The organism is Microbulbifer marinus (assembly GCF_900107725.1).
GTDB lineage: Bacteria > Pseudomonadota > Gammaproteobacteria > Pseudomonadales > Cellvibrionaceae > Microbulbifer > Microbulbifer marinus.
In genome coordinates this window covers 269,423-292,946 of record NZ_FNQO01000001.1, presented here as the reverse complement: position 1 = coordinate 292,946, position 23,524 = coordinate 269,423, and the positions used below count along the sequence as shown (strand labels likewise).

The following is a 23,524-nucleotide window of genomic DNA, read 5'->3' as shown; positions in this document are numbered from 1 at the left end:
TAGATTCAATGGCAGAATGGCGCGGTTTACTGGTAGGGGTCCGCGGCCGGCTGTTCGCTGCCGCCTTCGCCGGTACTCTGGCCTTGATACTGTTCCGCGTCCACTGTAGGGCGATTCCATTCGCTGTCGTCGGCCGTTTCCTCGTCATCGCGACCATGTATGGCCGGCGGCGCACTGGTCACATCAGACGCGATCAGCTGGCGCGACTTGCCGCCGTCAGTACTACGCACGGGAGCAGCACTGGTCGAGGCCGGACGATCCTGTGTGCGAACCCGGGTGGCAATGTTCTTCAGATTGGGGCGACGACGCTCCGCCAGCTTGACCGCCTCCAGCTCGCCGTCGAGGCGATTGACCTCGGCCTGCAGGTCCCCCAGCTGCGCCTGCAGCTCGGTGATTTGGGTAAGCACCCCTTTGACTTTGCGGCTCTCCTTCTCATACATCACCGCGGCGCCGCCAAAGGCCAAAACGAAAATGACCAGTATGGAAAACTGACGCATAGCAATCTCCAGAAATTCCCTTTATGTGACGAAAGGTGATTTTTACAGCAAACTGGCTGCATCTTCCGAGAAGTTGCGCACTATTTGCAATAGTCAAAACTGACTAGTAAATCCCGGTCACCCCTCCACCAACTCCATGAAGTCCAGCGACGCCTGTTGCCGAATCGTGCGGCGGTGGTTGGCCCAGAGCTCCGCGATCTTCTCCCGGTTACAGACCTTGCGGTCCACATAGACGCGGGTATTGAGCTGGCCGACGGGCTTGGCGCTCGGGCATTTACTGAACACGAACTGGTTGGAGATCAGGTCCATGAATGGCCCCGACTTGCTGCTCGGCATGATAAACAGCAGTTGCAGGCCGAGGGTCTCTGTCAGGTAGCGGATTACCTCCCGCGAGCGGGATTCATCCATCTTCGAGAAGGCTTCGTCCACCAGTACCATCTGCAGGTGGCTGCTGCCCTCATTGAAGCGGAACGCCGACGTCACCGCCGCCGAACGGATGATATAGGCTGGCGTTTCCAGCTGGCCGCCGGAGCCGGTACCGTACTGGCTCAGCGCGATCGGCTCCTTGCCCTCGGGCTCCTTGAAAATCTCGTAGTTGCGGTAGTTGCGATAATCGCTGATGCGATCCAGCTCCCGCCGCGCCACCTGCTCGTCTTCGCTCAGTAGCATATTCAGCAGCTTGTCGCGTACCTTCATATGGGCCTGAGATAGCTGGGCGTCGAACAGGTTTTCTTCCTCGCCAAGATTTGGAAGCTCGATCACCGCCTTGAAAAAATTCCAGTACTCCTTGAATTCCGGCACCCAGCTGTAGGCGAAACGGAAGCGCTCACGATCCGCGCCGAAGCGGTGATGCTCCAGTTCCTTGTTCAGGTCGTCCAGCACGCGCTTGCCGTCGTTGATCGACTGGTAGATCGCGTGGCACAGGTGCGTGACAAAGGTGGTGTTGAAGGACTTCTTCAGCCCCAGCAGCTGCTCGTGCCGGTCTACCAGCAGGTTGTTCTTCAGGCGGTTGCGCAGCTTCTCCACCTGGCTGTACAGGCCGCACACCAGCTTGAACAGCGCCTCATTGTGACCGTTCCCCAGGTCCGGCTCGAACACCAGCGTATCGCCGGCGGCGCAGTTGGCGTTGTAGTCCATTACCGCCCGGTCCAGCTGACGGCAGTATTTCTCCAGTAATCCCTGCCACTCTTCGATATCGGCACCAAAATCAAAGCTGTCGCCGGCGCGCTCGGCCTGCTCATCCGCCTGCTCGAGAATTTGTTCGGCGTCGTAGTCGGGCGTGATCTGGGAGATGCGCCGCACCGCGGCTTCGCAATCGCTGAGTGCATCGTCGAGGGTATCCAGCTCGGCGGACAGCGCCTTCAACTGCTTGCCGGTGTTTTCCAGGTCCCGCTCCAGCTTGCCGGCCTGGTTCTGCAGGCCGGACTGAGTCTTCTGCTGTGCTTGCAGCTGCGCCTTCAGCTCCGCCACTTGCTGCTCGAGCTGTTCGCAGTCCTGCAGATCCAGGTTTTCCAGCGCCTGTTCGGCACTGCGCCATTCGCGCTGGGCCGCCAGGGCGGCATCCACCACCGGTAACAACTGCAGGCCGCTCAGTTCGCGCACGGCCGCAGCGACACGGCGATACAGCTGGTACTGTTCGTTGACCTGAGTCGCCTCGGCCAGCAGTTGCTCCATGGCCTGCTGCTGCGCCGCCAGCGCTCGCGCGCGGGCCCCCTGACCGAATACCAGTTCCGCATCGTCGATATCACAGCGCCACATACTGTAGTTGCCGCTGGCCAGGCCGTCCGCGGTCAGGCCGCGACGGGTACCGCGCAGTTCGCCCTCATCGCGAACCTGCAGCACCGAGCCGTAGGACGCACGCAAGTAGTACTCGGCCGTCTTGTGGCTGAATTCCATCAACTCGACAATGGAGTCTTTGGCCACCGATGCTCGCTCCGCATCGCGGCGCGCCTTGTCCCCCTGGATCACCCGCGCGCGATTGCTGCGGCCGGGCATATTGCGCACAATGCGAATCGCCGCGGCCTCGTGCTCCGGCTCCACGATAATCGAGAAGCGCGCACCGCCGAGGTAGCCCTCGACCGCCATCTGCCAACGCTCGTCCAATACTTCCACATAGTCACACAGCACCCGCGGCTCCGCCGCCGGACACTGTTCGCGAATCGCCGCCAGCGCCTGCTCAACCGATTGCGGATAGCGCACCCGGTTGGCCTGCAGATGCTGAATACGGTTCTCCTGCGCGTGCAGCTGTTTCTGCAGTTGCTGCACTTTCAGCTCCCAGCGGGATACCTGCTGATTGATCTGTTCGCGCAGACTCTGGTTGTCACTCACGGCGTTATCAGCGGAATCGGTGCCGACCAGCAAACCGTAGAGTTTATTGTGCAGGGCCTCACTGCTCGCCGCCCGCTCGCGCAGTGGCTCCAGTGCGGCCAGGTCGATCCAGTCCTTGCCCAGCAACTTGTGCAGGTCCGGCAACTCCTCTTCGCGGGCAATCTGCTTGATGCACTGCACCAGCGTCTTGTTGCCCAGCGCGGGAATCTCCAGCTCCGCGGCAGTGCCGTTCAACAGGCTCAGCAGTTCCTCCGCGGCGGCGCGGTTGCGCTGCCATTGCCGCTCCTGGGCAGCCAGCGGAGCGCCCTGCTCCGACAGTTGCCGGTGGGCGCCGTTGATACGCTGCTCGAGCTGGTCCTTGCTGCGCAGGGCGTCGATACCAAGGCGCTGTGCCTGCAACTCAACCAACTGCTGGTTGAGCTGCTCGATGCGCTCGAGCGCGACGCGTGTCTCGCGCTCGTTGCTCTGCAGATCGGCGCGCAACTGTTGCTGATTACTCTTGCCGGCAAGGTAGGTTTTCTGCACCCGCAGCTGGCGGTGGCGCGCCTGCAGATATTCCTGCAGCCGCAACTGCAGCCACTGCTCCCGATAAAGGTCGGCGGAGTGGGCAATCTGCTCCAGAGACGACACCCGCTCGACAATCTGGCGCGCCTCCAGCTCCATTGCGTGGATGGTTTTCATCAGTTCGGACACCGAGCGGATGGCATCCCCCAGGTCGCGCTTCTCCAGCACTTCCTGGGCCACGAAATCGTTGATGCTTTTGACCGGCTTGTACGCCATGAAATTGGCGAAGGTGCGCGCCGCGTGCATCGCCTCGCGGTCGGGCACCGCGTCGCGGCGACCGCGCAACGCGCCGTAGAGGCGGCGCAGGTAGGCCTTTTTCTTGTCGTACTGCTCTACTTTTTCGAACTGCTTGCCGAGCACTCCGTAAAACTTATCCAGCGGCAACAGGTGTTTGCCATCCTTGTACTCGCGAATAAAGTCACCAATGGAAAGCTGCTCACCGGGGAAAATAAAGAAGCGCAGGTCGTCCTGGCGCGCCTGTGCGGGCTTGCTGCTGCTATCCAGGTGCGCGCGGATCGCCATCACCGAAGTAAAGGGGTCGCCGTCCTCACCTGCGGTCGGGTAGAAAACGCCGGCGATATAGCAGTCGGTGGGCTGCAGGCGGGCGTAACTGCCGTCGTCACAGCCGAGCACATAGGAGGCGAGTGTACGCACCTGCTTGCCGCCGCGGCCGCGCTGGGTCGTCTCGTCCTGCCCCGGATTAAAGGTGAACAGCGTGTCGTGCGCTGCGGTCATCAGGGTCTGGATCGCATCGGCAGCCGTCGTCTTGCCGGAGCCGTTGCCGCCGGAAAACAGGTTGATCGGGCCGAACTCGTATTCCAGCTGGGGAATGTTGCCCCAGTTGATCAGAATCAGTTTTTTAAGAAACACTCTCGCGCTCCTCGTCTGTCACTGCACTGTCTGCAAAGAGGCTGTGATCTTCGCTGTCAGGAGTGATGCGCTCTGTCGTTTCAGTGGATTTTTCTTCTTTCTCTTCGCCGGCCTCGGCGGCCGGCTGTCCGTCGAACAGCTGCTGCAGTGTTTCTTCGCTGACGAAGTGCGCAATGGTTGGACGCACACGCAGCCAGATCTCCGCGACAGATTCCGTCTCCTCACCGGCAAACTGCACCAGGCGCAGCTGGCGGAGCTTCTTCAGCAGGTTCTTGCGCTCCGCCAGTTTGTCTGGGAGTGACATTTTCAGCAGGTTGCGCAGCCCGAGCTCCAGCGCCTCCAGGGACAGCGCGGCACAGCCATTTTCATCCACCTGTCCCTCCCGCAGCGCCTTGTCGTATTCGACGCGCAGCACGAGAATCGCGGCGACTTCCTGCTGGGTCAGGCGGGCGCGGAAACCGCCGTGATGGGGTTCTTCCTGGTCCGGCATGCCGGGCACCTCGGCACCGGGCGGGTAGACGCGGATAAACTGAAAGCGGCTGTCGTGCTGCAGGCGCAGCCCCAGCGGTGCCAGCCACTCGCGAATCAACTGCTCGCAGCGCTGGAAGCGGTCGTACAGAACCGTTTCCACCTGGCTCTCATCGCGACAGATGACCCCGTAATCCAGCAGCCGCACCAATAACTCGGAAAACTCCCCGCGCGTCAGGCGACACTGGGCCAGCGCTTCTTCCAAAGCCTGTTCAATCACTTTCTTTCGGCTCCAGGTTCTTTACTTCCAAGAAGTATTCGTCGAATTGGGCAAAATAGTCGTTGCTGGCGGTTGCACCGGTAAATTCCACCTGTACCGCGGCCGCGCCGGCCTGGTTTACGGCCGCTGCCTCCAGCATATGGCTCATCGCCAGCAGGTCACGCGCATCTTGCAACGGCAGGTCTCGACTGCTGATACGGCGACCGTCGCCCAGCGCCTTGTGCAGATAATCGCGCAGGTGGCTGCTGTTGAAGTTGAATGCCTGATCCAGCAACTGCTGCAGCACAATGTCGCGGCGGCTTTCTTCCGCCAGCGGCGATTCATCCTCGACCCGGGTATTGACCGGCTGCCGCCGGCTGCGCTGCCACAACTGCGTCTGTTTCGGATCGAATAAGCGCAACTGAAATCCGCCCAGCTCGCCGCCGAGACGCTCGAGTAATGCAGATTTCTCTGTATTGTCGCCAAGGCGCTGGCACAGATCGGCGAACTCACCTTCAGACTGGCTGTGCAGATAACTCAGCTGGCGGATAATGATGTCGGCGCGCTTGGTAAACCCCTGCAGCGCGCGGCGCAATGCCGGCAGCTTGACCTCACAGGCGCGGCGCATGCGGTCTTCGATGGTATCGAGCATCAGCCACAGCAACGAACGCCCCTCTTCCACCAGCTCCGGCAGCAACTGCCGCAGACGCTTCTCCCACTCGGCCTTTACTGCCTTTTCTTTGCGGCGAATGCGCGCTATGACCCGGCCTATGGCATCGCGGTGTTTCTCCACGCTGTCGGCGGACAGACGGATCGCCAGATCCGGCTGGAAGCGGCTCTCCATAAAGGAAAAGAATTCGTCGGTGGCCTGCTGTACCAGCAGCTGCGCCTCGACTTCCCGCACCATTTCGCGCTTGCGCTCTTCGAGCTCGGCGATCATGTCGGTGAAGTCGGCGACGATGCGCTCTGAATACTCCCAGGCATCGATCAGGTCGTGGACCTCTCCCCGGGCCGCAAAGGCTTCCAGCGCATTGAGGGTATTGCGGGTATTGCGGTGGCGGGTGCGGACGCGGGTACTGTTCACCTCCACCAACGGTTGGGTGAACAGGCGCCCGCGGCGGCTGAATGGATAGGTGGCGGAAAGCGTTGCGCTGTCCACCTGTTTTTCCAGCCAGCCGAATTCCACCAGGCTATTCAGCACCCATACCGCCTGCTCGCGCAGGTTTCGGAAGCGGTGCTCCCTGTCGGCGGAGGGCCCAGACTCGGAGCCGTTGTCATCGCTGTCCAGCTGCGGCGCCCGGGTCAGTGCCTCGCTGAATATCTCCAGGATCTGCTCGCGCGCCAGGGATTCGCCGTAATCCGCCTTGGCGGTATACAGACGCTCATACAGCAGGCGCAGGCACTCCACCACCTGTTCACGGTATTTTCCGGTAAGCGGGCGAAAGAAGTGCTGATAGGAATCGACGAAGAACAACGGCGTCGATTCCGCTTACTCTTGTTCAGGCTTTTGCTTGAATACGCAGTACTTGGTGTAGTCGCCGGCGTCGTTGAGGGACCACTCGCCCTTGGGGATTTCGTCCATTTTCTTACACCAGGCCTCGGAACCGCGCTTGGGTCCACAGGCGGTCAGAGTAATCAGGGCGATGGCAGAAACGAGCAGGATAAAGATTTTTTTCATTTTGCTTTCCATTGATTCTTATTAAATTGCTTTTGCTTCACTTCGTCATACCGGCGCAGGCCGATATCCAGTCCCCGGGGGCCGGGGAATCTGGATTCCGGCATACGCCGGAATGACACAATCAATTAGTGGCGAGTGACTATTCTCTCCGCCACTTGGTGCCTTCGCGGCTGTCTTCCAGCACCACGCCCTTGGCTTTGAGTTCCTCGCGGATCTCGTCGGCGCGGGCATAGTTTTTGTCCTTTTTACTCTGCGCGCGTTCGGCGATCAGCTGTTCAATTTCTTCCGCGGAAATTGACTCGTCGCCGCGGGCCTGCTGGAACCAGCTTTCCGGGTCCTGCTGCAGTATGCCAAGCATCTCGCCCGCCTGCAGCAGCATGCCCCTCAGACCCGCCTGATCGCCGGCCTCGGCCTTGTTCAGATCCTTGGCGATCTGGTGCAGCTCGCTGATCGCGATCGGCGTGTTCAGGTCGTCCTCGAGTGCCGCCATAAACGCGGAGCCATCGAGATCCACGCTGGCTGCCGCCACGGATTCCGTTTCCCGCAGCGCACCGTAGAGCGAGTCGAGACTGCGCCAGGCCTGGTCCAGCAGATCGGAACTGAAGTTCAGCTCCGAGCGGTAGTGCGCCGACAGCAGCGCAAAGCGCAGCACTTCACCCGGATACTGCTTGAGCAGATCGTTGACCATACGAAAGTTGCCCAGGGACTTGGACATCTTCTCGCCTTCAATGTTGACGTAGCCGTTGTGCATCCAGTAGCGCACGAAGTCGACACCGTTGGCGCAGCAGCTCTGGGCACGCTCGTTTTCGTGGTGCGGGAATGTCAGGTCGCGGCCGCCACCGTGAATGTCGATGGTCTCGCCCAGGTGCTTCTTGATCATCGCCGAGCACTCGAGGTGCCAGCCGGGGCGACCGCGGCCCCAGGGGCTGTCCCAGCCGGGCTCGTCTTCCTTGGACGGCTTCCACAGCACGAAATCCCCGGCGTACTTCTTGTAGGGTGCCACTTCGACCCGCGCGCCGGCGAGCATGTCGTCCAGCGAGCGCTTCGACAACTTGCCGTAATCGGCCATCGAATCCACCGCAAACAACACGTGCCCCTCGGCGGCATAGGCGTGGCCCTTTTCAAGCAAGCGCTCGATCATGTCGATCATTTCCGGCAGGTGCTGGGTCGCGTAGGGAATGACATCCGGCTCGAGGTTGTTGAGCGCGGCCATATCCTCGAAATAGGCCTGCGCGAAGCGCGCCGACAGCACACCGATCTCCTCGCCGTTATCGCGCGCGGCTTTCATGATCTTGTCGTCGATATCGGTGATATTGCGCGCGTAGATCACATCGCTGAAATTTCTTTTTAGCAGCCGGTACAGGGTGTCGAACACCACCACCGGGCGCGCATTGCCGATATGCACGCGGTTGTACACGGTCGGGCCGCAGACATACATGCGCACGCGATCTTGCACCAGTGGCTGGAAGGCTTCTTTCTGTCCGGAGAAAGTGTTGTAGAGCTGTAAGGCCATAAATTCAGTTTTTCGCGGCTCTGGGCCGCTCCATTTGCTCGTTCGTTTCTGGTTGCCGGCCGGGCCTGCCAGTTCGGTTAGTCTGGATGCCGGACTGCGCCGGCATGACGACTTTTAATTTTCGTCGAACCGGCGCAGGCCGGCACCCAGTGTCCGACTCGGCTACTTGCCCTGTTCCTTGGCCCAGCTGTCGCGCAGACCGATGGTGCGGTTGAATACCGGTTTTTCCGCGGTGCCGTACTTGTTGTCGCGGCAGAAGTAACCGTTGCGCTCGAACTGGTAACTCTGCTCGGCCGCCGCTGCGGCTAGCCCGACCTCAGCCTTACAGCCGGTCAGTACTTTGAGGTTGTCCGGGTTGACGTGATCGAGGAAATTCTTGCCGCCGGCATCCGGAGCCGGATCGCTGAACAGGCGGTCGTAAAGACGCACCTCGCAGTCGACGTTTTTCTCCGCGGAAACCCAGTGGATCACGCCCTTCGGCTTGACGCCGTCGGCCGGGTCCTTGCCCAGGGTATCCAGGTCCACCGAGCAGATGACCTCGACGATCTCGCCGGCATCGTTCTTGACCACCTCGTCGGCCTGAATCACATAGGCGTTGCGCAGGCGCACCTTCTTGCCCAGCACCAGCCGCTTGTACTTCTTGTTGGCCTCCTCGCGGAAGTCCTCCTGTTCGATGTACAGGGTGCGGGTGAACGGCAGGTCGCGCGCCGGCAGGTCCTCGCGCACCGGGTGGCCGGGAGCGGTGAGGATCTCCTCCTTGCCTTCCGGGTAATTGCTCAGGGTGACCTTGAGCGGCTCCATCACGCACATGGCGCGGGGCGCATTCTTGTCCAGCTCGTCGCGAATGCAGTATTCCAGCATGCCCACGTCCACCACCGAGTCGGAGCGGGTCACACCGATCATCTCGCAGAAATTGCGAATGGCGGTCGGCGGCACGCCGCGACGGCGCTGACCGGACAGGGTCGGCATCCGCGGGTCGTCCCAGCCATCCACATGGCCCTCGTCCACCAGCTGCTTCAGTTTGCGCTTGGAAACCACGGTGTAGTTCAGGTTCAGGCGCGCAAACTCGTACTGGCGCGGGCGCGCCGGCACCGGCAGGTTGTCGATAAACCAGTCGTACAGCGGCTTGTGGTCCTCGAACTCCAGCGTACAGATGGAGTGGCTGATGCCCTCGATGGCATCGGACTGGCCGTGGGCGAAGTCATAGCTCGGGTAGATGCACCACTTGTCGCCGGTCTGGTGGTGCGCCATCTTCTTGATGCGGTAGATGATCGGGTCGCGCAGGTTGATATTTGGCGCGGCCATATTGATCTTGGCGCGCAGGCTGCATTCGCCCTCGGCCATTTCGCCATTCTTCATTTTCTCGAACAGCTCGAGATTCTCCTCCACCGAACGATCGCGGTAGGGACTGTTCCTACCCGGCTCGGTCAGGGTACCGCGATAGTGACGCGCCTCTTCCGGCGACAGGTGGCAGACGTAGGCCTTGCCCTCTTTAATCAGGTACAGGGCCCAGTCGTGCAGCTGGTCAAAGTAATCCGACGTATAGCGCGCTTCGCCGTTCCACTCGAAGCCGAGCCAGGAAACATCGCGCTTGATCGCATCGACATACTCTTCCTCTTCCTTGGCCGGATTGGTGTCGTCGAAACGCAGATTGCAGGTACCACCGAACTCCTGCGCCAGACCGAAGTTCAGGCAGATAGACTTGGCGTGGCCGATATGCAGGTAGCCGTTGGGCTCCGGCGGAAAGCGGGTCGCCAGTTGGCTTACCCGGCCCTGGGCCAGATCTTCGCGAATAATGTTCTGCAAAAAGTGAGCGGGCTTGCTCTCGGATGTCATAGGATTCTCTATTACAGCTGTGCGAACGTAAGCGGCGGATTATAGCCCAGATGGGTCGCAGAATATCGAGTCCGAATTGCCGTTTTCTTCCGCCCCACCGACACCTGCTCACTTTTTGAACGAAGCGATCATTCAAAGCATAAGGCCATTTTACAGCCATGGGCGACACGGTATTATGCCGCCCCAAATTCACCCCGGTTAGGATATTTTATGATCACCCTGCACACCACCCACGGCGACATCGCCATCGAGCTGGACTTCGACAAAGCCCCCAAGACCGCGGCCAACTTCCTGCAGTACTGCCGCGACGGCTTCTACACCGGCACCATCTTTCACCGGGTGATCGACAACTTCATGGTCCAGGGCGGCGGCATGACTCCGGACATGCAGCAGAAGGAGACCCGCGAGCCGATCGAGAACGAAGCCGACAACGGCCTGAAAAACGACACCGGCACCCTGGCCATGGCCCGCACCATGGATCCGCACTCCGCCAGCTCCCAGTTCTTCATCAACGTGAAGGACAATGACTTCCTGAACTTCCGCAGCAAGGACCCGCAGGGCTGGGGCTACTGTGTGTTCGGCAAGGTGGTCGACGGCATGGACGTGGTCAACAAGATCAAGAGCGTGAAGACCGGCAGCAAGGATTTCCACCAGGACGTACCGCTGGAGACCATCGAGATCACCGGCGTTACCGTATCCGACGCCTATTCTGACAAGTAACGCGGAAGCAAAGGGCGGAACATTGTCGACCTATATCATCTCCGATCTGCACCTCGACGAGAGCCGCCCGGACATCACCCGGGCATTCTTCGACTTCCTGCGGGGTCGCGCCGCCGGCGCCGAGGCGCTGTATATCCTCGGCGACTTTTTCGAGGTGTGGATCGGCGATGACGACGATGCGCCCCTGGCGGCCGAGGTGGCGCAGGAGCTGAGCCGCTTCAGCGGCAGCGGCGCCGAGCTGTACCTGATGCACGGCAACCGCGATTTCCTGCTCGGCCAGGACTTCGCCCACCGCGCCGGCGCGGTGCTGCTGCCGGATCCGAGCACCGTCACGCTGGCCGGCCAGAAAGTCCTGCTGATGCACGGCGACAGCCTGTGCACCCGCGACAGCGAATATATGGCCTTCCGCCAGCAGGCCCGCGATCCCAACTGGCAGCGGGAACTGCTGGCCAAGCCGCTCGAGGAGCGCCGGGCCATCGCCGCACAGATCCGCGCCGTGTCCAAGTCCATGAACAGCCGCAAGGCCGAGGACATCATGGACGTGACGCCGGAGGAAGTGGAGAAGACCATGTGCGAGCAAGGCGTGCATACACTGATCCACGGCCACACCCACAGACCCGCACGCCACGCCCTGACCATCGACGGCGCGCCAGCGGAGCGCATCGTCCTCGGCGACTGGGGTGAACAGGGCTGGTGCGTCAAGGCGGATAAAGATTCACTTGAACTGATCCACTGGCCCATAGCATCCTAGCCCCCAAGGCAGGGGCACTTTTAGCCCCCTGTCCGCAGTAACGTGCGCACACCACATGATCGGCCAGTGACGCACCACAGATAGTACGGCGACTAGGGACTGGGGCGCTGCAAATGGTCAAAAACTACAAGAAACGCGTACTGATACTCGGCGGCTACGGCAACTTCGGCGCGCGCATCGCGCGCATGCTCAGCAGCGAGTCGGACGTGCAACTGATTATCGCCGGTCACGACCGTCTCAAGGCCGAGCTGTGCGCGTCCAAACTGCCCGGTATCGCCGAGGGTCTGCGCCTGGAGCGGGATTCCGTCAACCTGTCATCACAGCTGAAGACGCTGCACCTCGACCTGCTGATTCACTGCGCCGGCCCCTTCCAGCAACAGCAGGATTACCGCGTCGCCCAGGCCTGTATTCAATCCGGCACCCCCTATATCGACATCGCCGATGCGCGCCGCTACGTGTGCGACTTCCAGCGGCTGTCGCCGGCCGCGGAGACCGCCGGCATCGCCATGGTCTCCGGCGCCAGCTCGCTGCCGGCGCTCAGCTCTGCCGTGTTGGCGGAGATCCAGCGCGAGCTGCCGACGATTCACTCGGTGGACATCGCGATTGCGCCGGCCCACCGGATAGTGCGCGGTCTCGCCACGGTCAGGTCCGGGTTCGAAGCCCTTGGCCAGAGCTTTCCACTGCTGCAGAACGGTGAGTGGCGCGAATCCTACGCCGGCAACTACCTGCGCGGCGTCAAGCTCGCCCACCCGGTGGGTGAGCGCTGGCTGTGTGACTTCGACGTACCGGATCTGGAACTGTGCCCGCGCGAGCTGCCGCACCTGCACAGCGCGCGCTTCGCGACCGGGCTGCAGCCGCGCACGCTGCAGACCGGGCTGGCTGTGTGCGCCCGCCTCGCACGCATGCACCTGCCCACTGCCAACCAACGCGTGGCCCGCCTCGGCCACAAACTCGCCGCGCACTGGCCCGGCGGCAGTCGCCACGGCGGCATGCTGGTTCGCGCGGACGGCCTGGATCAGCGCGGCAACGCCGGCTCCTTCCAATGGCAGATTCTCGGCTTGAATGGCGACGGCCCGTGGATTCCCGCCGCCCCGGCGGCGGCGCTGGCGCGCAAATTCCTGCGCGACGACTGGACCTTCAGCGGCGCCCAGGCCTGCTGGCAACTGCTGACGGTCGACGAAATACTCGCGGAACTTGCCCCCTACTCTATCGTCACCGCGATGGAACGGCTGGAATCACCGGCACCGATGGTCCCTGCACCGGTCTCCAACCCGTGAACGTTTACCTGACGCTGAAGGCGCTGCACGTCCTCAGCGCGATGGTCGTGCTGGGCACCGGCATCGGTATCGCCTGGTACACGTTGCGCGGGTGGCAATCGGGGGATTTGCGGGTGTTGCGCTGGATCAGCACAGAGACGGTAGCGGCCGACTGGATCTTTACCGCCAGCGCGATTGTCGCGCTGCTCGGCAGTGCGGTGGGAATGCTGGCGATCAATCCCGGCTGGCTGCAGCAGTTTTGGCTAAAGCTGGCCATTGCGCTCACCATCACGGTTTTCCTGCTGTGGCTGCCGGTGGTGATGCTGCAGTACCGCCTGCGCCGCCACGCTCATGAGTCCAGTGAGACGGACATCCGCCACACCATGCGGCTCTGGTGCCTGCTCGGTGCGACGGCGTTTCCGCTGATGGTAGCGATCGTCTTCCTGATGGTGGCGAAGCCCACCTTCCAATAAATTGAGTAGTGCGCGTACATCGCTGCCGCGCACGCGCATTGCCATCCCTCAGAGAATTTTGCACACCTCCGAAAACTCAAATCGCGTACCGCGCGGATGCAGCATTTCCGAGTCGCCGTAGCCCAGGTTACAGAGGAAGTTCGACTTGATATGGCTGTCCGGGCAGTGCTCCTGCTGGAAGGCCGCCGCATTGCCCTGCTCACCGAAAAATTCGTGGTCCACTTTGGCATTGTCGAACCCGGACATGGGGCCACAATCCAGGCCGAGGGCGCGCGCAGCGAGGATAAAGTAACCGCCCTGTAGCGAGCCATTGCGGAATGCGGTGGTCGCTGCCAGTTCCGAGTTGTCCACGTACCACTCCCGCGCCGGCGCATGGGGAAACAGCCGCGGCAGATACTCGTAGAACTTCAGGTCATGCGCGATGATCGCGGTCACCGGCGCCGCCATAGTCTTGTCCACGTTACCCTCGTTCAGCGCCGGGCGCAGCCGCTCCTTGCCCTCCTTCGTCTTGATAAAGACGATGCGCACCGGGCAGCAATTGGCGCTGGTCGGCCCCATCTTCATCAGGTCATAAAGCTGCTGCAGCGTTTCGTCACTGACCGGCTTGTCCAGCCAGTGGCTGTAGGTTCTGGCTTCGCGAAATAGCTGATCCAGCGCTCCAGAGGAAATTGCATCGCCCATTTGTGGCTCCTCAGTTGGTAGGTGTGATTCGCCTGACCGCGCGGACTGCGTCAGCGATCAGACACTTAACAGTCGTCAACCGGTCAGCGCTATCACGGCGATCATTACCAGGTGACAGCCAATCACCAGGTAACTGACCCGGCTGCGGGTCTTGAAGTAGTTATAGCGTCGCGGCAGATTCGGGTTCAGGCGCGCCTCTGCCCAGAGCACGAACGCGAATCCAGCCGCCAGCAGCGGCAGGCCCCAGAAAGTTGCATACAGCAGCAGCGCGAACCAGGCGGCGACGCAAACGAGGTTGCTCAACAAAATCAGCGCCAAACGATGCGGGTGACGAACCCGGTTCAGTGCCCCACCCCACCAGATTCCACAAAGAAAGCTCAGAATTGCAGTACTGTAGGCCGCAAACCAGAAGCGGCCGCCGACGCCGAACAATGTCACGCCGGTTATCTGCATGGCGATACCGATCACGAACGGCAGCAAGCCGAGATAGGCCAGCGCGTCGAACAGGCACGTGTCGATTGCGGCGGGTCTTTGGCTTGCGTGCGGCATGTCGTCTAAGCTATCAAACTCAACGGCCACCGGAATGATCGGCGGCGCAAGAAAAATAAGCTTAGCGGCAGCGGGGGTTTACGTGGAGCAGGAACACAAGATTGACGTCAAACAGGCATTGCGGGTGTTCGACAAGGCCACCAAGGAAGGCGTCAAGGAATCCGACGGCTGGCGCTATCGCGGACTTACCGTCAGTACGGATTTCGACGGCTACACCGTGTTTATCAATACGCCCAAAGTGCAGCTGACGGTGTTCTTTCACAACAAATACGCGGTCGACTACGACAATGCCCACGACCTGCAGGAATTTGTCGACCTGCTGGCGAAGCTCGACAAGGACTAGGCCCTGCTGGGCACGCCACTGTGAAAACGGAACTCGCCGTCACCGCCCTCGACCAGCTCCCGCTCCACCTGCAACAGCTGCTGCACGCGCGGCGCGATATCCTCATCGGTCGCCTTCTGCGCCAGGCTCAGGTAGTCGCGGAAATGGCGCGCCTCCGACTTCAGCAGTGACAGATAGAACTTCTGCAGCTCTTCATCCAGCTGCGGCGCGATGCGCGCGAAGCGTTCGCAGGAGCGGGCCTCGATGATCGCACCGCAGATCAGCGTATCGACCAGGCGGCCCGGCTCGGCACTGCGCACCTCGGCGCGCAGGCCGGCGGCATAGCGGGAGGCGCTGATATGCGGGTAAGCGATACCGCGCTTCTGCATGATGGCCAGCACCTGCTCGAAGTGTCGCAACTCCTCCCGCGCCAGCCGCGACATCTTGTTCAGCAGCTCGAAATTGTCCACATAACGGAACATCAGGTTCAGCGCGGTACCGGCGGCCTTCTTCTCGCAGTTGGCGTGATCCACCAGCATCAGCTCCGGCTCCGCCAGCGCCGCCTGCACCCAGGCGTCCGGTGTCGGGCACAGCAGGAATTCGTGGATGGCGGAAAGATCGGGGGCTTGGGCGTTCATACTGCGGCTGGCTCGGTCAGACTCTGGACGGTGGAAAGCGCGGGATTATAGCCGCAAGGCGCAGGAATAGCAGGTTTCAGCGCCGCGCCGGTGCCTGCGGCTTCATCGGCAGCAGACCGCAGTGCTCGGCGACCTCGTCGCGATAGCGGAGCCAGCCGTGCAACACCTGCCCCATCCACTGCAGCACCTTCGGCCGCATCGACTCGTCGACGAAGTCCAGCATCAGATGCCAGGCCGCCTTGCGATGGCTGCCCTCCACCTGGTGGTGTACGCGACTCAGGGCCAGGTTCTTGACCGGCAGACCGTAGTGCTTGACCAGCGGATGCTCGGCAGGCGCAAACTGCGGGCGTTTCGGCTGGCCGGGATCCAGCTCACCGCGCTCGTATTCGGTGCCCTCGAGAAACAATGTGGTCACCGCCGCAGCCACCTCCCAGCCATGCCCAGTCGTGGCATCGTCCAACAGCGCACGAAACTCCGCCGCCGCCGGCAGCAGCTCCACGCGCTTGAAGCGCTCCAGGTTCATGCCCAGACCGCGCGGATATTCGAGGAACAGCTCCGGGTGCGGCACGCCGCCGCTCAGCCCCCCAGTCTCCTCCTCGTAGATATTCTCGGCCAGCTCCCGCCGCACCGCGGCAATCGGGCACTGGATATAGGCGCGCGCCAACAGAGTCGGGAAGTCGCGCACATAGGTGCCGTACTCCTGCTCCAGGTGGATATGCAACAGCTCTTTCGGCACCTGCCCCGCGGTAAACGCCGGCCAGGCCCAGTGCACCTTGCGCTCCATCACGTGCAGGAGCCCTTCTTTGAATTCGCAGCGATTCATGGCGCAATGGTAGGCAGGCCGCCGGCTGGCCGGTAGCGCCCGTCCCACTGATTAGCCGGCTTGGAGGTGGCACAAGGCCCGGCTGGTGGGCGGTAAACGAATCATTGATAACGGCTTATTAAGTGGATTAATATTTCCAGATACTTCACACGAACAGGCGCATCGATGACCGATCACCGCAAGCTGGCAGCGGCAATTCCGCCTTTGCTGGAGCAGCTCCACAGCAGCGCCGCGAGCCTACGTCAGTCACTGGAACAGCTGCAGGACAGCCCCAGGGCCTGGCAGCACTATCTGTTGCAGCCACCCTTCGCCCGCGATGCGGCGGAGCGCCTCGGTGTCTCGTTTGAACGTCCGTTCGCGCTGGCCGCGGCGCTGTTCGCACAGCTGGACTACTGCGATCCGCTCGATGCCGCCGGCGACGCCCGCGCGACCCTGCAGATTCCCGGATTGCTGGCGGTGCCCACCGCCACCATCGCCGCCGCCCGCCAGCTGAATGCAGACAAAGAAGCCTTCGCCAGCGCCGTGGCCGAGTACAAGGCAGCACTGGGCGATCGCCCTGCCCCGGAACGGGATCGCAACCTGCGCGAGCTGCTCTCCGATGCCGGCCACGCCCGCGCGCACCTGCGCCAGTGCTATCGCCAGGTACTGCTGTGTGCGGAGCGGCCAGATGCCATTGCGCTGTCGTGGATCAAGGCGCGCAAGTCGATCCGCAAGGTGACGGTGCAATGGTGTGAGAAGAAGCTGGTGCAGCTGGACCCGCAGGGTTCCGACCCGGGCATCCAGTACCAGCGGCAACTGCTGGCCGGGCTGCACAAGAGTCAGCACGAGGATCTGCGCCAGGTACAGGTGCAGAGCCGCCCCAACCTGCAGGTGGCGGAGATCTTCCGCCGGCGTGATGGTGAGGAGTACCGGCAGGTGGGCTACTCAGCCATGCCGGTGCTGGTGCTCGGCGATGACAGCGGCCAGCTGCCGGACTTCACCCGCGTGGATCACCAGCCCAGCCAGGGCCAGCGCCGGCAGCGGCGCGATTTAGCGTTGTCCGCGGAAGCGTTTTTGCCGGCACTGCGGGTATTCCTGCGGGAGGCCCGCTGAGAAGGATTCGACAGGGAAACAAAAAACTCGGACTGAGGCTCACTCAACAACAGCGAGGCGGTACCACTACCGGGTATCGGCGCCTTCGCGGCAAGCTCAACTAAGTGAACAGGTTTGGGACTGAGTGCCTGGCTTTTTATTCGCTCAGTTCCGACAACCCGTCAATGGTTCCAATCGTTCAGTGCATCGACGGTTGCCGTTACTTTTTTGCGGCAGCTGGCCTTCAGTTCGCCGTAATCCTGCTCCAGAGCTTTCAGCTCCTCACCATCGATTTGTGCCAGCAAATCGAGGTCATCCTGGCGGCGCTGTTCGATGACTTCGCCGGTCTGGTCCGGGGCGAACAGGGACTCCAGCCGGTGCAATAACTGTTCACCGGCTTCGAGATCGCGATCCGGCTCCGACGGCAGATCATTTTCCGCACGAATGGCCTGTTCCACCTCGGCGGCCAGGCTGTCGCGCTCGGCCGCGACCTTACGGAAAAATTCGCTGGCAGGCTCATCATCGAGAAATTCCGCCGCATCGCGGTAATTGTCTGCACTGTGTTTCAGCGCAACATGCAAGTCGTTCAGTGCGGCTTGGGATTCACTGCGGATCAGTGCCATGGGTTTTATCTTCCTCGCTGAGTAATTCCTGTGAATCGCGCGGGACCACCACCTGCAGCGCGTCGGGGATCACGGTAAACGTCGCCGGCGTCTGTGTTACCGGCTCGCCATCGGCGTGGATGGCCATGGCGCCCGGCCGGGTGGTGATCTCGATGCGCTGCCCCGAGATGTTAAAGACACGCTGGGCCAGGTGGTGCTTGCCCCCGCGCACCAGCGGTGCCAAGGTCAGCAATTCCCACACACCCTGCGGCCGCAGGCTATACAGGTCGAGTCTAGCATCGTTGATTCGCGCCGAATCGGCCACGATATTACCGCCACCATAGTAGCGGCCGTTGCCCACCGCCAGCTGGATAGAACGCTCCATATGGCGCTCACCGTCGACGACAATTTCTGCCTTGAATTGCTGTGCGCGGGTCAGCGCGGCAGAAAAAGCCTTTAGATAGCTGAATACGCCCCAGCGCTTCTTTACTTCCGGCCCAAGCTCCTCGGTGACTTTTACCCCGAGGCCCATATTCGCGGCGTTGAAAAAATAGTGGTCGTTGACGACGCCGAGGTCGATGGCGCGGCGGTGGTTGGCCGCAATCACGGCAAAGGCGTGCTGCAGATCGTTACCGATACCCAGAGAGCGCGCCAGATCGTTCGCGGTACCCAGCGGCAGAATAGCCAGCGGCAACTGGCAGTCGTACAGCGTGCCCGCGGTGGAACTGATGGTGCCGTCGCCGCCGCCGACGATCACCAGATCGAGCTGCTCGCGGCGTTGGCGTATTGCGTTTTCGGTTTCGTCCGGCCCGCCGGAGTAAAACACTTCCAGCTCCATACCGGCATTGCGCAGCGCCGCGATACCGTCGTCGAGATCGGCTTCGGCACCGCTGCGGCTCTTCGGGTTCAGGATCAGCAGTGCACGTGTAGGGGCTTGTGATGTTGAATTGATAACCGGCTCTCCGTTGCGGGCGGTTGGTTTAGCGAAGATTCTAACCGGACTGCCAGCAACAAAGCACGGTAGGCGCGCATTCGCCGGAAAAGTTAGTCCTCTGCCGATCCGGGCAGGTCGCCATCCGCATCCTGCCGCGAGCGCCGGCGGATCTCGGCGATTTCCTCGTCGTCGAGTCCCAGTGACTGCAGAAACTCCCGGTGGGCCTGCGGTGCATCCCGCTCGAAAGCCGCATGCCAGCGCCGGCGCCCGGCCTTGTCCACGCCGGCCTCTTCCAGCATCGCCACCCATTGGGCGACATCGACAGCGTGGCCGGTCTCAGCGCCGCGCCCGAGCAGTTGCACCACCAGTTTCTGCTGCGCGCGCAAGCGCGTGATCTCGTCGTTGAGTGCGGCCAGCTGCCGCTCCAGCGCCACCTCCACGCTGCCCATGCATTCGCCATCGACAATGTCGCGGATGGCCTTCAACGGCAGACCGGCATTGCGGAAGGTTTCTATCCGCTCCATGCGCGCCAGCTCGCGCTCACCGTAGAGTCGATAACCGCTGTCACTGGTGCTCGCCGGCTTCAGCAGGCCGATGCGGTCGTAATACAGCAGCGTGGAGCGGGACAAATTGAAACGCCGGGCAAAGGCGGTGATCGTCAGCATCTGCATCCATTGGTTGTGAGAGGGTTCTACGAGGGGCGCCAGGTCCGGCTGCACCCAACTGCAGCGCGCTGCCGCCGAATGCAGGCACGCGTCACTGTAATGGCGCGTCAGTAATCCGCGCGCATCGGCGAGCAGGTCCGGGTTGGCCGCCAGGAACTGATCGAAATTCTCCGCGGCGGTGCCGGCCATGCGCTCGGCAATTATACGTACCAGCCCCTCGCTGATCGTGTGATGGAACTTGTCTGCGGCGCCGAGTGCCATGGCCAGCGCGCGGATGCCGTCGCACACGCGGGTGCAGGCTTGCGGCAGCGGCAGGCGATTAAGGTAGAGCCAGCCCACGCGCAGGTGCCCGCGGTGGTCGAAGTGCTCGGGGTTCAGAGTCTGGTCGCAGAACTGCGCGAGGAATGTCTCGTCATCGATTGGCATCGCTGGTCCCTTCGGTTGTCCAAACTCGCCCAGCTTCGGCCGTGAAGCCGTAGACGGGTCAAGCCCTGGCCAACCGCTTTGACCACAGACGTTCCGTCAGGCCGGTTGCAGGCCGGGGGCGACAAAGCGCTGGTAATAAGCTACGGACAGCGCGTAGAAATCCTCGTCGATACGCTTGCGCAGTTCCACCAGCGACACCCCGCGCGCCTGCGGCGTCGGCTGCAGACCGTAGTCGGCGGGATTCCGGATCTGGCTGGCGCCGGCCCGCAACAGTTCGAATACCCAGCAATAGGGATTCTGCGACTCGTCAAAGCGGATCTGCTGATGACGCAGCTGCGCCAGCAGCCGGTTCTGATCGATGATTTCCAGCTGGCTGCGCACCGCATTGACCAGGTAGCCCTCGCGGCGCTCGGCGATAATGCGCCGCTGCTCCTCGGAATAGGCGTTCCAGTCGATCACCTCGTGGGCAAAGCGCTTGCAACCGCGGCACACATCATCGCCGATACCGGTGGAGCAGACGCCAATGCAGGGGGTGCGCACCTTTTTGTACATCAAATAACCAAATCAGTCTGCGCTGGTTGAAACCAGTCTGAAATCGGGTGGGTGTAATCTGCGCAGTAGACTATTTTGTTTGGATTCCGAAAGGAAGCGCATCGCCCACGAATCGACCAAAATTCACCGAACAAATAGTCGCAATTCGCCTAAGTTATTGATTTTTCAATAAACTTAACAGCATTAGGGCTTTGCTGTAGAATTCGCCACCCGCCTCCAGCGGCCTCGAATAAAAAATCCCGGCACCGAGAACGATCGGGAATTCCGCCCGCTGTTGGTGCCACCCCACACACCAAGAGGGACATATCCGTGCTTGAAGCCTATCGCAAACACGTCGCCGAACGCGCCGAACAGGGTATTCCGCCGAAACCGCTCAATGCCGAACAAGTGGCCGGGCTGGTAGAGCTGCTGAAGAATCCTCCCGCCGGCGAAGAACAAGAACTGGTAGAACTGCTCACCCACCGCGTACCGCCGGGTGTGGACGAAGCCGCTTACGTAAAAGCCGGTTTCCTGTCTGCCATCGTTAAAGGCGAAGCCGAGTCCCCGCTGATCGATCGCGAGCACGCGGTCAAGCTGCTGGGCAAGATGCTGGGTGGCTACAACATCGCCACCCTGGTTGAACTGCTGGACGACAAAGACCTGGGCGAGCTGGCTGCCGAGCAGCTGAAGGGCACCCTGCTGATGTTCGACGCCTTCCACGACGTGGAAGAGAAAGCCAAGGCCGGCAACGAACACGCCAAGGCTGTAATTAAATCCTGGGCCGAGGGCGAGTGGTTCACCAAGCGCGACAAGGTGCCGGAAAGCATCAAGGTTGCCGTATTCAAGGTAACCGGCGAAACCAACACCGACGACCTGTCCCCTGCCCCCGATGCCTGGTCCCGCCCGGACATCCCGCTGCACGCGCTGGCCATGTACAAGATGACCCGCGACGGCCTGGAGCCGGAAGAGCACGGCGTAACCGGCCCGCTGAAGCAGATCGAAGAAGTGAAAGCCAAGGGCCTGCCAGTCGCCTTCGTCGGCGACGTGGTCGGTACCGGTTCCTCCCGTAAGTCCGCCACCAACTCCGTACTGTGGTTCTTCGGTGACGACCTGCCGGGCGTACCGAACAAGAAAGGCGGTGGTATCTGTATCGGCGGCAAAGTAGCACCGATCTTCTACAACACCATGGAAGACGCCGGTGCGCTGGTATTCGAAGCGCCGGTCGACGACCTGAACATGGGCGACATCATTGAGATCCGCCCCTACGACGGCAAGATCCTGTCCGAAGACGGCAAGGTACTGTCGGAGTTCGAACTGAAGTCCCAGGTTCTGCTGGACGAAGTCCGCGCCGGCGGCCGTATCAACCTGATCATCGGCCGCGGCCTCACCGGCAAGGCCCGTGAATCCCTCGGCCTGGAGCCGTCCGACCTGTTCCGCAAGCCGGAGCAGCCGGCCGACACCGGCAAGGGCTACACCCTGGCACAGAAGATGGTCGGCAAGGCCTGCGGCGTCGACGGCGTTCGCCCCGGCACCTACTGCGAGCCGAAGATGACCACCGTTGGTTCCCAGGACACCACCGGCCCGATGACCCGCGACGAACTGAAAGACCTGGCCTGTCTGGGCTTCTCCGCGGATCTCACCATGCAGTCTTTCTGTCACACCGCCGCTTACCCGAAGCCGGTGGACATCGACACCCAGCACACCCTGCCCGACTTCATCATGAACCGCGGCGGCGTATCCCTGCGCCCGGGTGACGGCATCATCCACAGCTGGCTGAACCGTATGCTGCTGCCCGACACCGTCGGCACCGGTGGCGACTCCCACACCCGCTTCCCGATGGGTATCTCCTTCCCGGCCGGTTCCGGTCTGGTAGCCTTCGCCGCTGCCACCGGCGTTATGCCGCTGGATATGCCGGAGTCCGTACTGGTGCGCTTCAAGGGCGAAATGCAGCCGGGTATCACCCTGCGTGACCTGGTACATGCGATCCCTTACTACGCGATCCAGCAGGGCCTGCTGACCGTGGAGAAGAAAGGCAAGAAGAACATCTTCTCCGGCCGCATCCTCGAGATCGAAGGCCTGGACAGCCTGACCGTCGAGCAGGCGTTCGAACTGTCTGACGCCTCCGCCGAGCGTTCCGCTGCCGGCTGTACCATCAAGCTGCCGGAAGAAGCCATCGCCGAGTACCTGCGCTCCAACATCACCCTGCTGCGCTGGATGATCGCCGAAGGTTACGGCTCCAAGCGCACCCTGGAACGTCGCGCACGCGCCATGGAAGAGTGGCTGGAGAAGCCGGAACTGATGAGTGCCGACGCCGACGCCGAGTACGCTGCGGTAATCGAAATCGATCTGGCCGAAGTGAAAGAGCCGATCGTGTGCGCGCCGAACGACCCGGACGACGCGCGCCTACTCTCTTCAGTAGCCGGCGACAAGGTCGACGAGGTATTCCTCGGCTCCTGCATGACCAACATCGGTCACTTCCGCGCCGCAGGTAAACTGCTGCAACAGCACAAGGGTGGCATCTCCACCCGCATGTGGATCGCTCCGCCCACCAAGATGGACGAGCACCAGCTGATGGAAGAAGGCTACTACAACATCTACGGCGCAGCCGGTGCCCGCACCGAGATGCCCGGTTGTTCCCTGTGCATGGGTAACCAGGCACGCGTGGCCCCTAACAGCACCGTGCTGTCCACCTCCACCCGCAACTTCCCGAACCGCCTCGGCGACGGTGCCAACGTGTACCTGACCAGCGCGGAACTGGCCTCTGTGGGTGCGATCCTGGGCAAGCTGCCGACTCCTGAGGAGTACCAGCAGTACGCGGCCAACCTGGACTCCATGTCCGCGGAAATCTACCGCTACCTGAACTTCGACCAGATTGAGGAATTCCAGAAATCTGCCGAAGAAGGCAAGCGCATCGCCGCTACCGAGATCCAGGATGTCGCTGTTTAAGCGATAGCCGGTCTCGAACTGAAAGCCCCGCCCTTACCGGCGGGGCTTTTTAATATCCAGCCGCACACATCCTGCCAAGCAAGCTGTTTCCAAGTGTCCGAGCAGATAACTACTGACTGAAAG

At 61.8% G+C, this 23,524-nt stretch carries 22 protein-coding genes; 7 read left to right on the top strand and 15 right to left on the bottom strand.

The features are described from left to right. Positions 1–26: 26 nt before the first annotated feature. From BLW36_RS01380 to BLW36_RS01350, 7 genes are all read right to left on the bottom strand, one after another. Positions 27–497, bottom strand: a complete 471-nt coding sequence (locus BLW36_RS01380) for a hypothetical protein (RefSeq protein ID WP_091384315.1) — start codon at positions 495–497, stop codon at positions 27–29. A gap of 117 nt (positions 498–614) precedes the next feature. Next, positions 615–4,259 carry an ATP-binding protein gene (locus tag BLW36_RS01375; protein ID WP_091384311.1) on the bottom strand — a complete coding sequence of 1,215 codons (3,645 nt, stop codon included), beginning with the start codon at positions 4,257–4,259 and terminating at the stop codon, positions 615–617. After that, positions 4,249–5,007, bottom strand: coding sequence for a DUF4194 domain-containing protein (locus BLW36_RS01370; protein WP_091384308.1), 759 nt, complete (start codon positions 5,005–5,007; stop codon positions 4,249–4,251). The genes BLW36_RS01375 and BLW36_RS01370 overlap by 11 nt, the downstream gene beginning before the upstream one ends. Then, a complete protein-coding gene (locus BLW36_RS01365) occupies positions 5,000–6,460 on the bottom strand; it encodes a Wadjet anti-phage system protein JetA family protein (RefSeq protein WP_091384304.1) in 1,461 nt (486 codons plus the stop codon). Before BLW36_RS01365 ends, BLW36_RS01370 begins: the two co-directional genes overlap by 8 nt. 15 nt (positions 6,461–6,475) lie before the next feature. Beyond that, positions 6,476–6,664: a DUF3012 domain-containing protein gene (locus BLW36_RS01360; RefSeq protein WP_091386843.1), complete on the bottom strand. Its 189-nt coding sequence runs from the start codon at positions 6,662–6,664 to the stop codon at positions 6,476–6,478. Positions 6,665–6,803: 139 nt separating this feature from the next. Next, positions 6,804–8,177, bottom strand: coding sequence for a cysteine--tRNA ligase (gene cysS, locus BLW36_RS01355; protein ID WP_091384301.1), 1,374 nt, complete (start codon positions 8,175–8,177; stop codon positions 6,804–6,806). Positions 8,178–8,339: 162 nt separating this feature from the next. After that, positions 8,340–10,013, bottom strand: a complete 1,674-nt coding sequence (locus tag BLW36_RS01350) for a glutamine--tRNA ligase/YqeY domain fusion protein (protein ID WP_091384296.1) — start codon at positions 10,011–10,013, stop codon at positions 8,340–8,342. Positions 10,014–10,223: 210 nt separating this feature from the next. Here BLW36_RS01350 and BLW36_RS01345 point away from each other — a divergent pair, with 210 nt between their 5' ends. The 4 genes from BLW36_RS01345 to BLW36_RS01330 all read left to right on the top strand — a co-directional run bounded on the left by BLW36_RS01345 (position 10,224) and on the right by BLW36_RS01330 (position 13,213). Beyond that, complete coding sequence (locus BLW36_RS01345; protein ID WP_091384291.1) at positions 10,224–10,733, top strand: peptidylprolyl isomerase; 510 nt, start codon at positions 10,224–10,226, stop codon at positions 10,731–10,733. A gap of 22 nt (positions 10,734–10,755) precedes the next feature. Further along, positions 10,756–11,484 carry a UDP-2,3-diacylglucosamine diphosphatase gene (locus tag BLW36_RS01340; protein WP_091384288.1) on the top strand — a complete coding sequence of 243 codons (729 nt, stop codon included), beginning with the start codon at positions 10,756–10,758 and terminating at the stop codon, positions 11,482–11,484. A 113-nt stretch (positions 11,485–11,597) separates the two neighbouring features. Next, the gene (locus BLW36_RS01335; protein WP_091384285.1) at positions 11,598–12,761 is read left to right on the top strand and encodes a saccharopine dehydrogenase NADP-binding domain-containing protein; all 1,164 of its coding nucleotides are present in this window, start codon (positions 11,598–11,600) and stop codon (positions 12,759–12,761) included. Then, positions 12,758–13,213 (top strand): DUF2269 domain-containing protein, encoded by a 456-nt coding sequence (locus BLW36_RS01330; RefSeq protein WP_170833082.1) that lies wholly within the window; start codon positions 12,758–12,760, stop codon positions 13,211–13,213. The genes BLW36_RS01335 and BLW36_RS01330 overlap by 4 nt, the downstream gene beginning before the upstream one ends. A 48-nt stretch (positions 13,214–13,261) precedes the next feature. Here the strand turns inward: BLW36_RS01330 and BLW36_RS01325 are convergent, their stop codons facing one another. Both BLW36_RS01325 and BLW36_RS01320 read right to left on the bottom strand, forming a co-directional pair. Then, positions 13,262–13,894: a malonic semialdehyde reductase gene (locus tag BLW36_RS01325; protein WP_091384277.1), complete on the bottom strand. Its 633-nt coding sequence runs from the start codon at positions 13,892–13,894 to the stop codon at positions 13,262–13,264. Between the two features lie 75 nt (positions 13,895–13,969). Beyond that, positions 13,970–14,443 carry a DUF3429 domain-containing protein gene (locus tag BLW36_RS01320; protein WP_091384273.1) on the bottom strand — a complete coding sequence of 158 codons (474 nt, stop codon included), beginning with the start codon at positions 14,441–14,443 and terminating at the stop codon, positions 13,970–13,972. An 82-nt stretch (positions 14,444–14,525) separates the two neighbouring features. Between BLW36_RS01320 and BLW36_RS01315 the strand changes: the two genes are divergently transcribed. After that, positions 14,526–14,786, top strand: a complete 261-nt coding sequence (locus BLW36_RS01315; protein WP_091384271.1) for a DUF3081 family protein — start codon at positions 14,526–14,528, stop codon at positions 14,784–14,786. On the opposite strand, the gene BLW36_RS01310 is transcribed toward BLW36_RS01315, so the two are convergent. Together BLW36_RS01310 and BLW36_RS01305 are read right to left on the bottom strand one after the other, a co-directional pair. Then, a complete protein-coding gene (locus BLW36_RS01310; RefSeq protein WP_091384267.1) occupies positions 14,783–15,403 on the bottom strand; it encodes a MiaE family protein in 621 nt (206 codons plus the stop codon). The genes BLW36_RS01315 and BLW36_RS01310 overlap by 4 nt on opposite strands. A 76-nt stretch (positions 15,404–15,479) precedes the next feature. After that, complete coding sequence (locus tag BLW36_RS01305; protein ID WP_091384265.1) at positions 15,480–16,226, bottom strand: iron-containing redox enzyme family protein; 747 nt, start codon at positions 16,224–16,226, stop codon at positions 15,480–15,482. A 165-nt stretch (positions 16,227–16,391) separates the two neighbouring features. Between BLW36_RS01305 and BLW36_RS01300 the strand changes: the two genes are divergently transcribed. Beyond that, positions 16,392–17,318, top strand: coding sequence for a hypothetical protein (locus BLW36_RS01300; protein ID WP_091384261.1), 927 nt, complete (start codon positions 16,392–16,394; stop codon positions 17,316–17,318). Positions 17,319–17,479: 161 nt separating this feature from the next. Here the strand turns inward: BLW36_RS01300 and BLW36_RS01295 are convergent, their stop codons facing one another. The 4 genes from BLW36_RS01295 to BLW36_RS01280 form a co-directional block, all read right to left on the bottom strand. After that, entirely contained in the window at positions 17,480–17,920 is a 441-nt protein-coding gene (locus BLW36_RS01295) for a hypothetical protein (RefSeq protein WP_091384258.1), read from the bottom strand. Next, positions 17,901–18,851 (bottom strand): lipid kinase, encoded by a 951-nt coding sequence (locus tag BLW36_RS01290; RefSeq protein ID WP_091386841.1) that lies wholly within the window; start codon positions 18,849–18,851, stop codon positions 17,901–17,903. The genes BLW36_RS01295 and BLW36_RS01290 overlap by 20 nt, the downstream gene beginning before the upstream one ends. 92 nt (positions 18,852–18,943) lie before the next feature. Further along, a complete protein-coding gene (locus BLW36_RS17455) occupies positions 18,944–19,924 on the bottom strand; it encodes a MerR family transcriptional regulator (RefSeq protein WP_244506088.1) in 981 nt (326 codons plus the stop codon). 96 nt (positions 19,925–20,020) lie between these two features. Then, entirely contained in the window at positions 20,021–20,476 is a 456-nt protein-coding gene (locus BLW36_RS01280) for a DUF1289 domain-containing protein (RefSeq protein WP_091384255.1), read from the bottom strand. 309 nt (positions 20,477–20,785) lie between these two features. Here BLW36_RS01280 and acnB point away from each other — a divergent pair, with 309 nt between their 5' ends. Continuing rightward, entirely contained in the window at positions 20,786–23,401 is a 2,616-nt protein-coding gene (acnB, locus tag BLW36_RS01275) for a bifunctional aconitate hydratase 2/2-methylisocitrate dehydratase (protein WP_170833081.1), read from the top strand. The last annotated feature ends 123 nt before the right edge of the window (positions 23,402–23,524 follow it).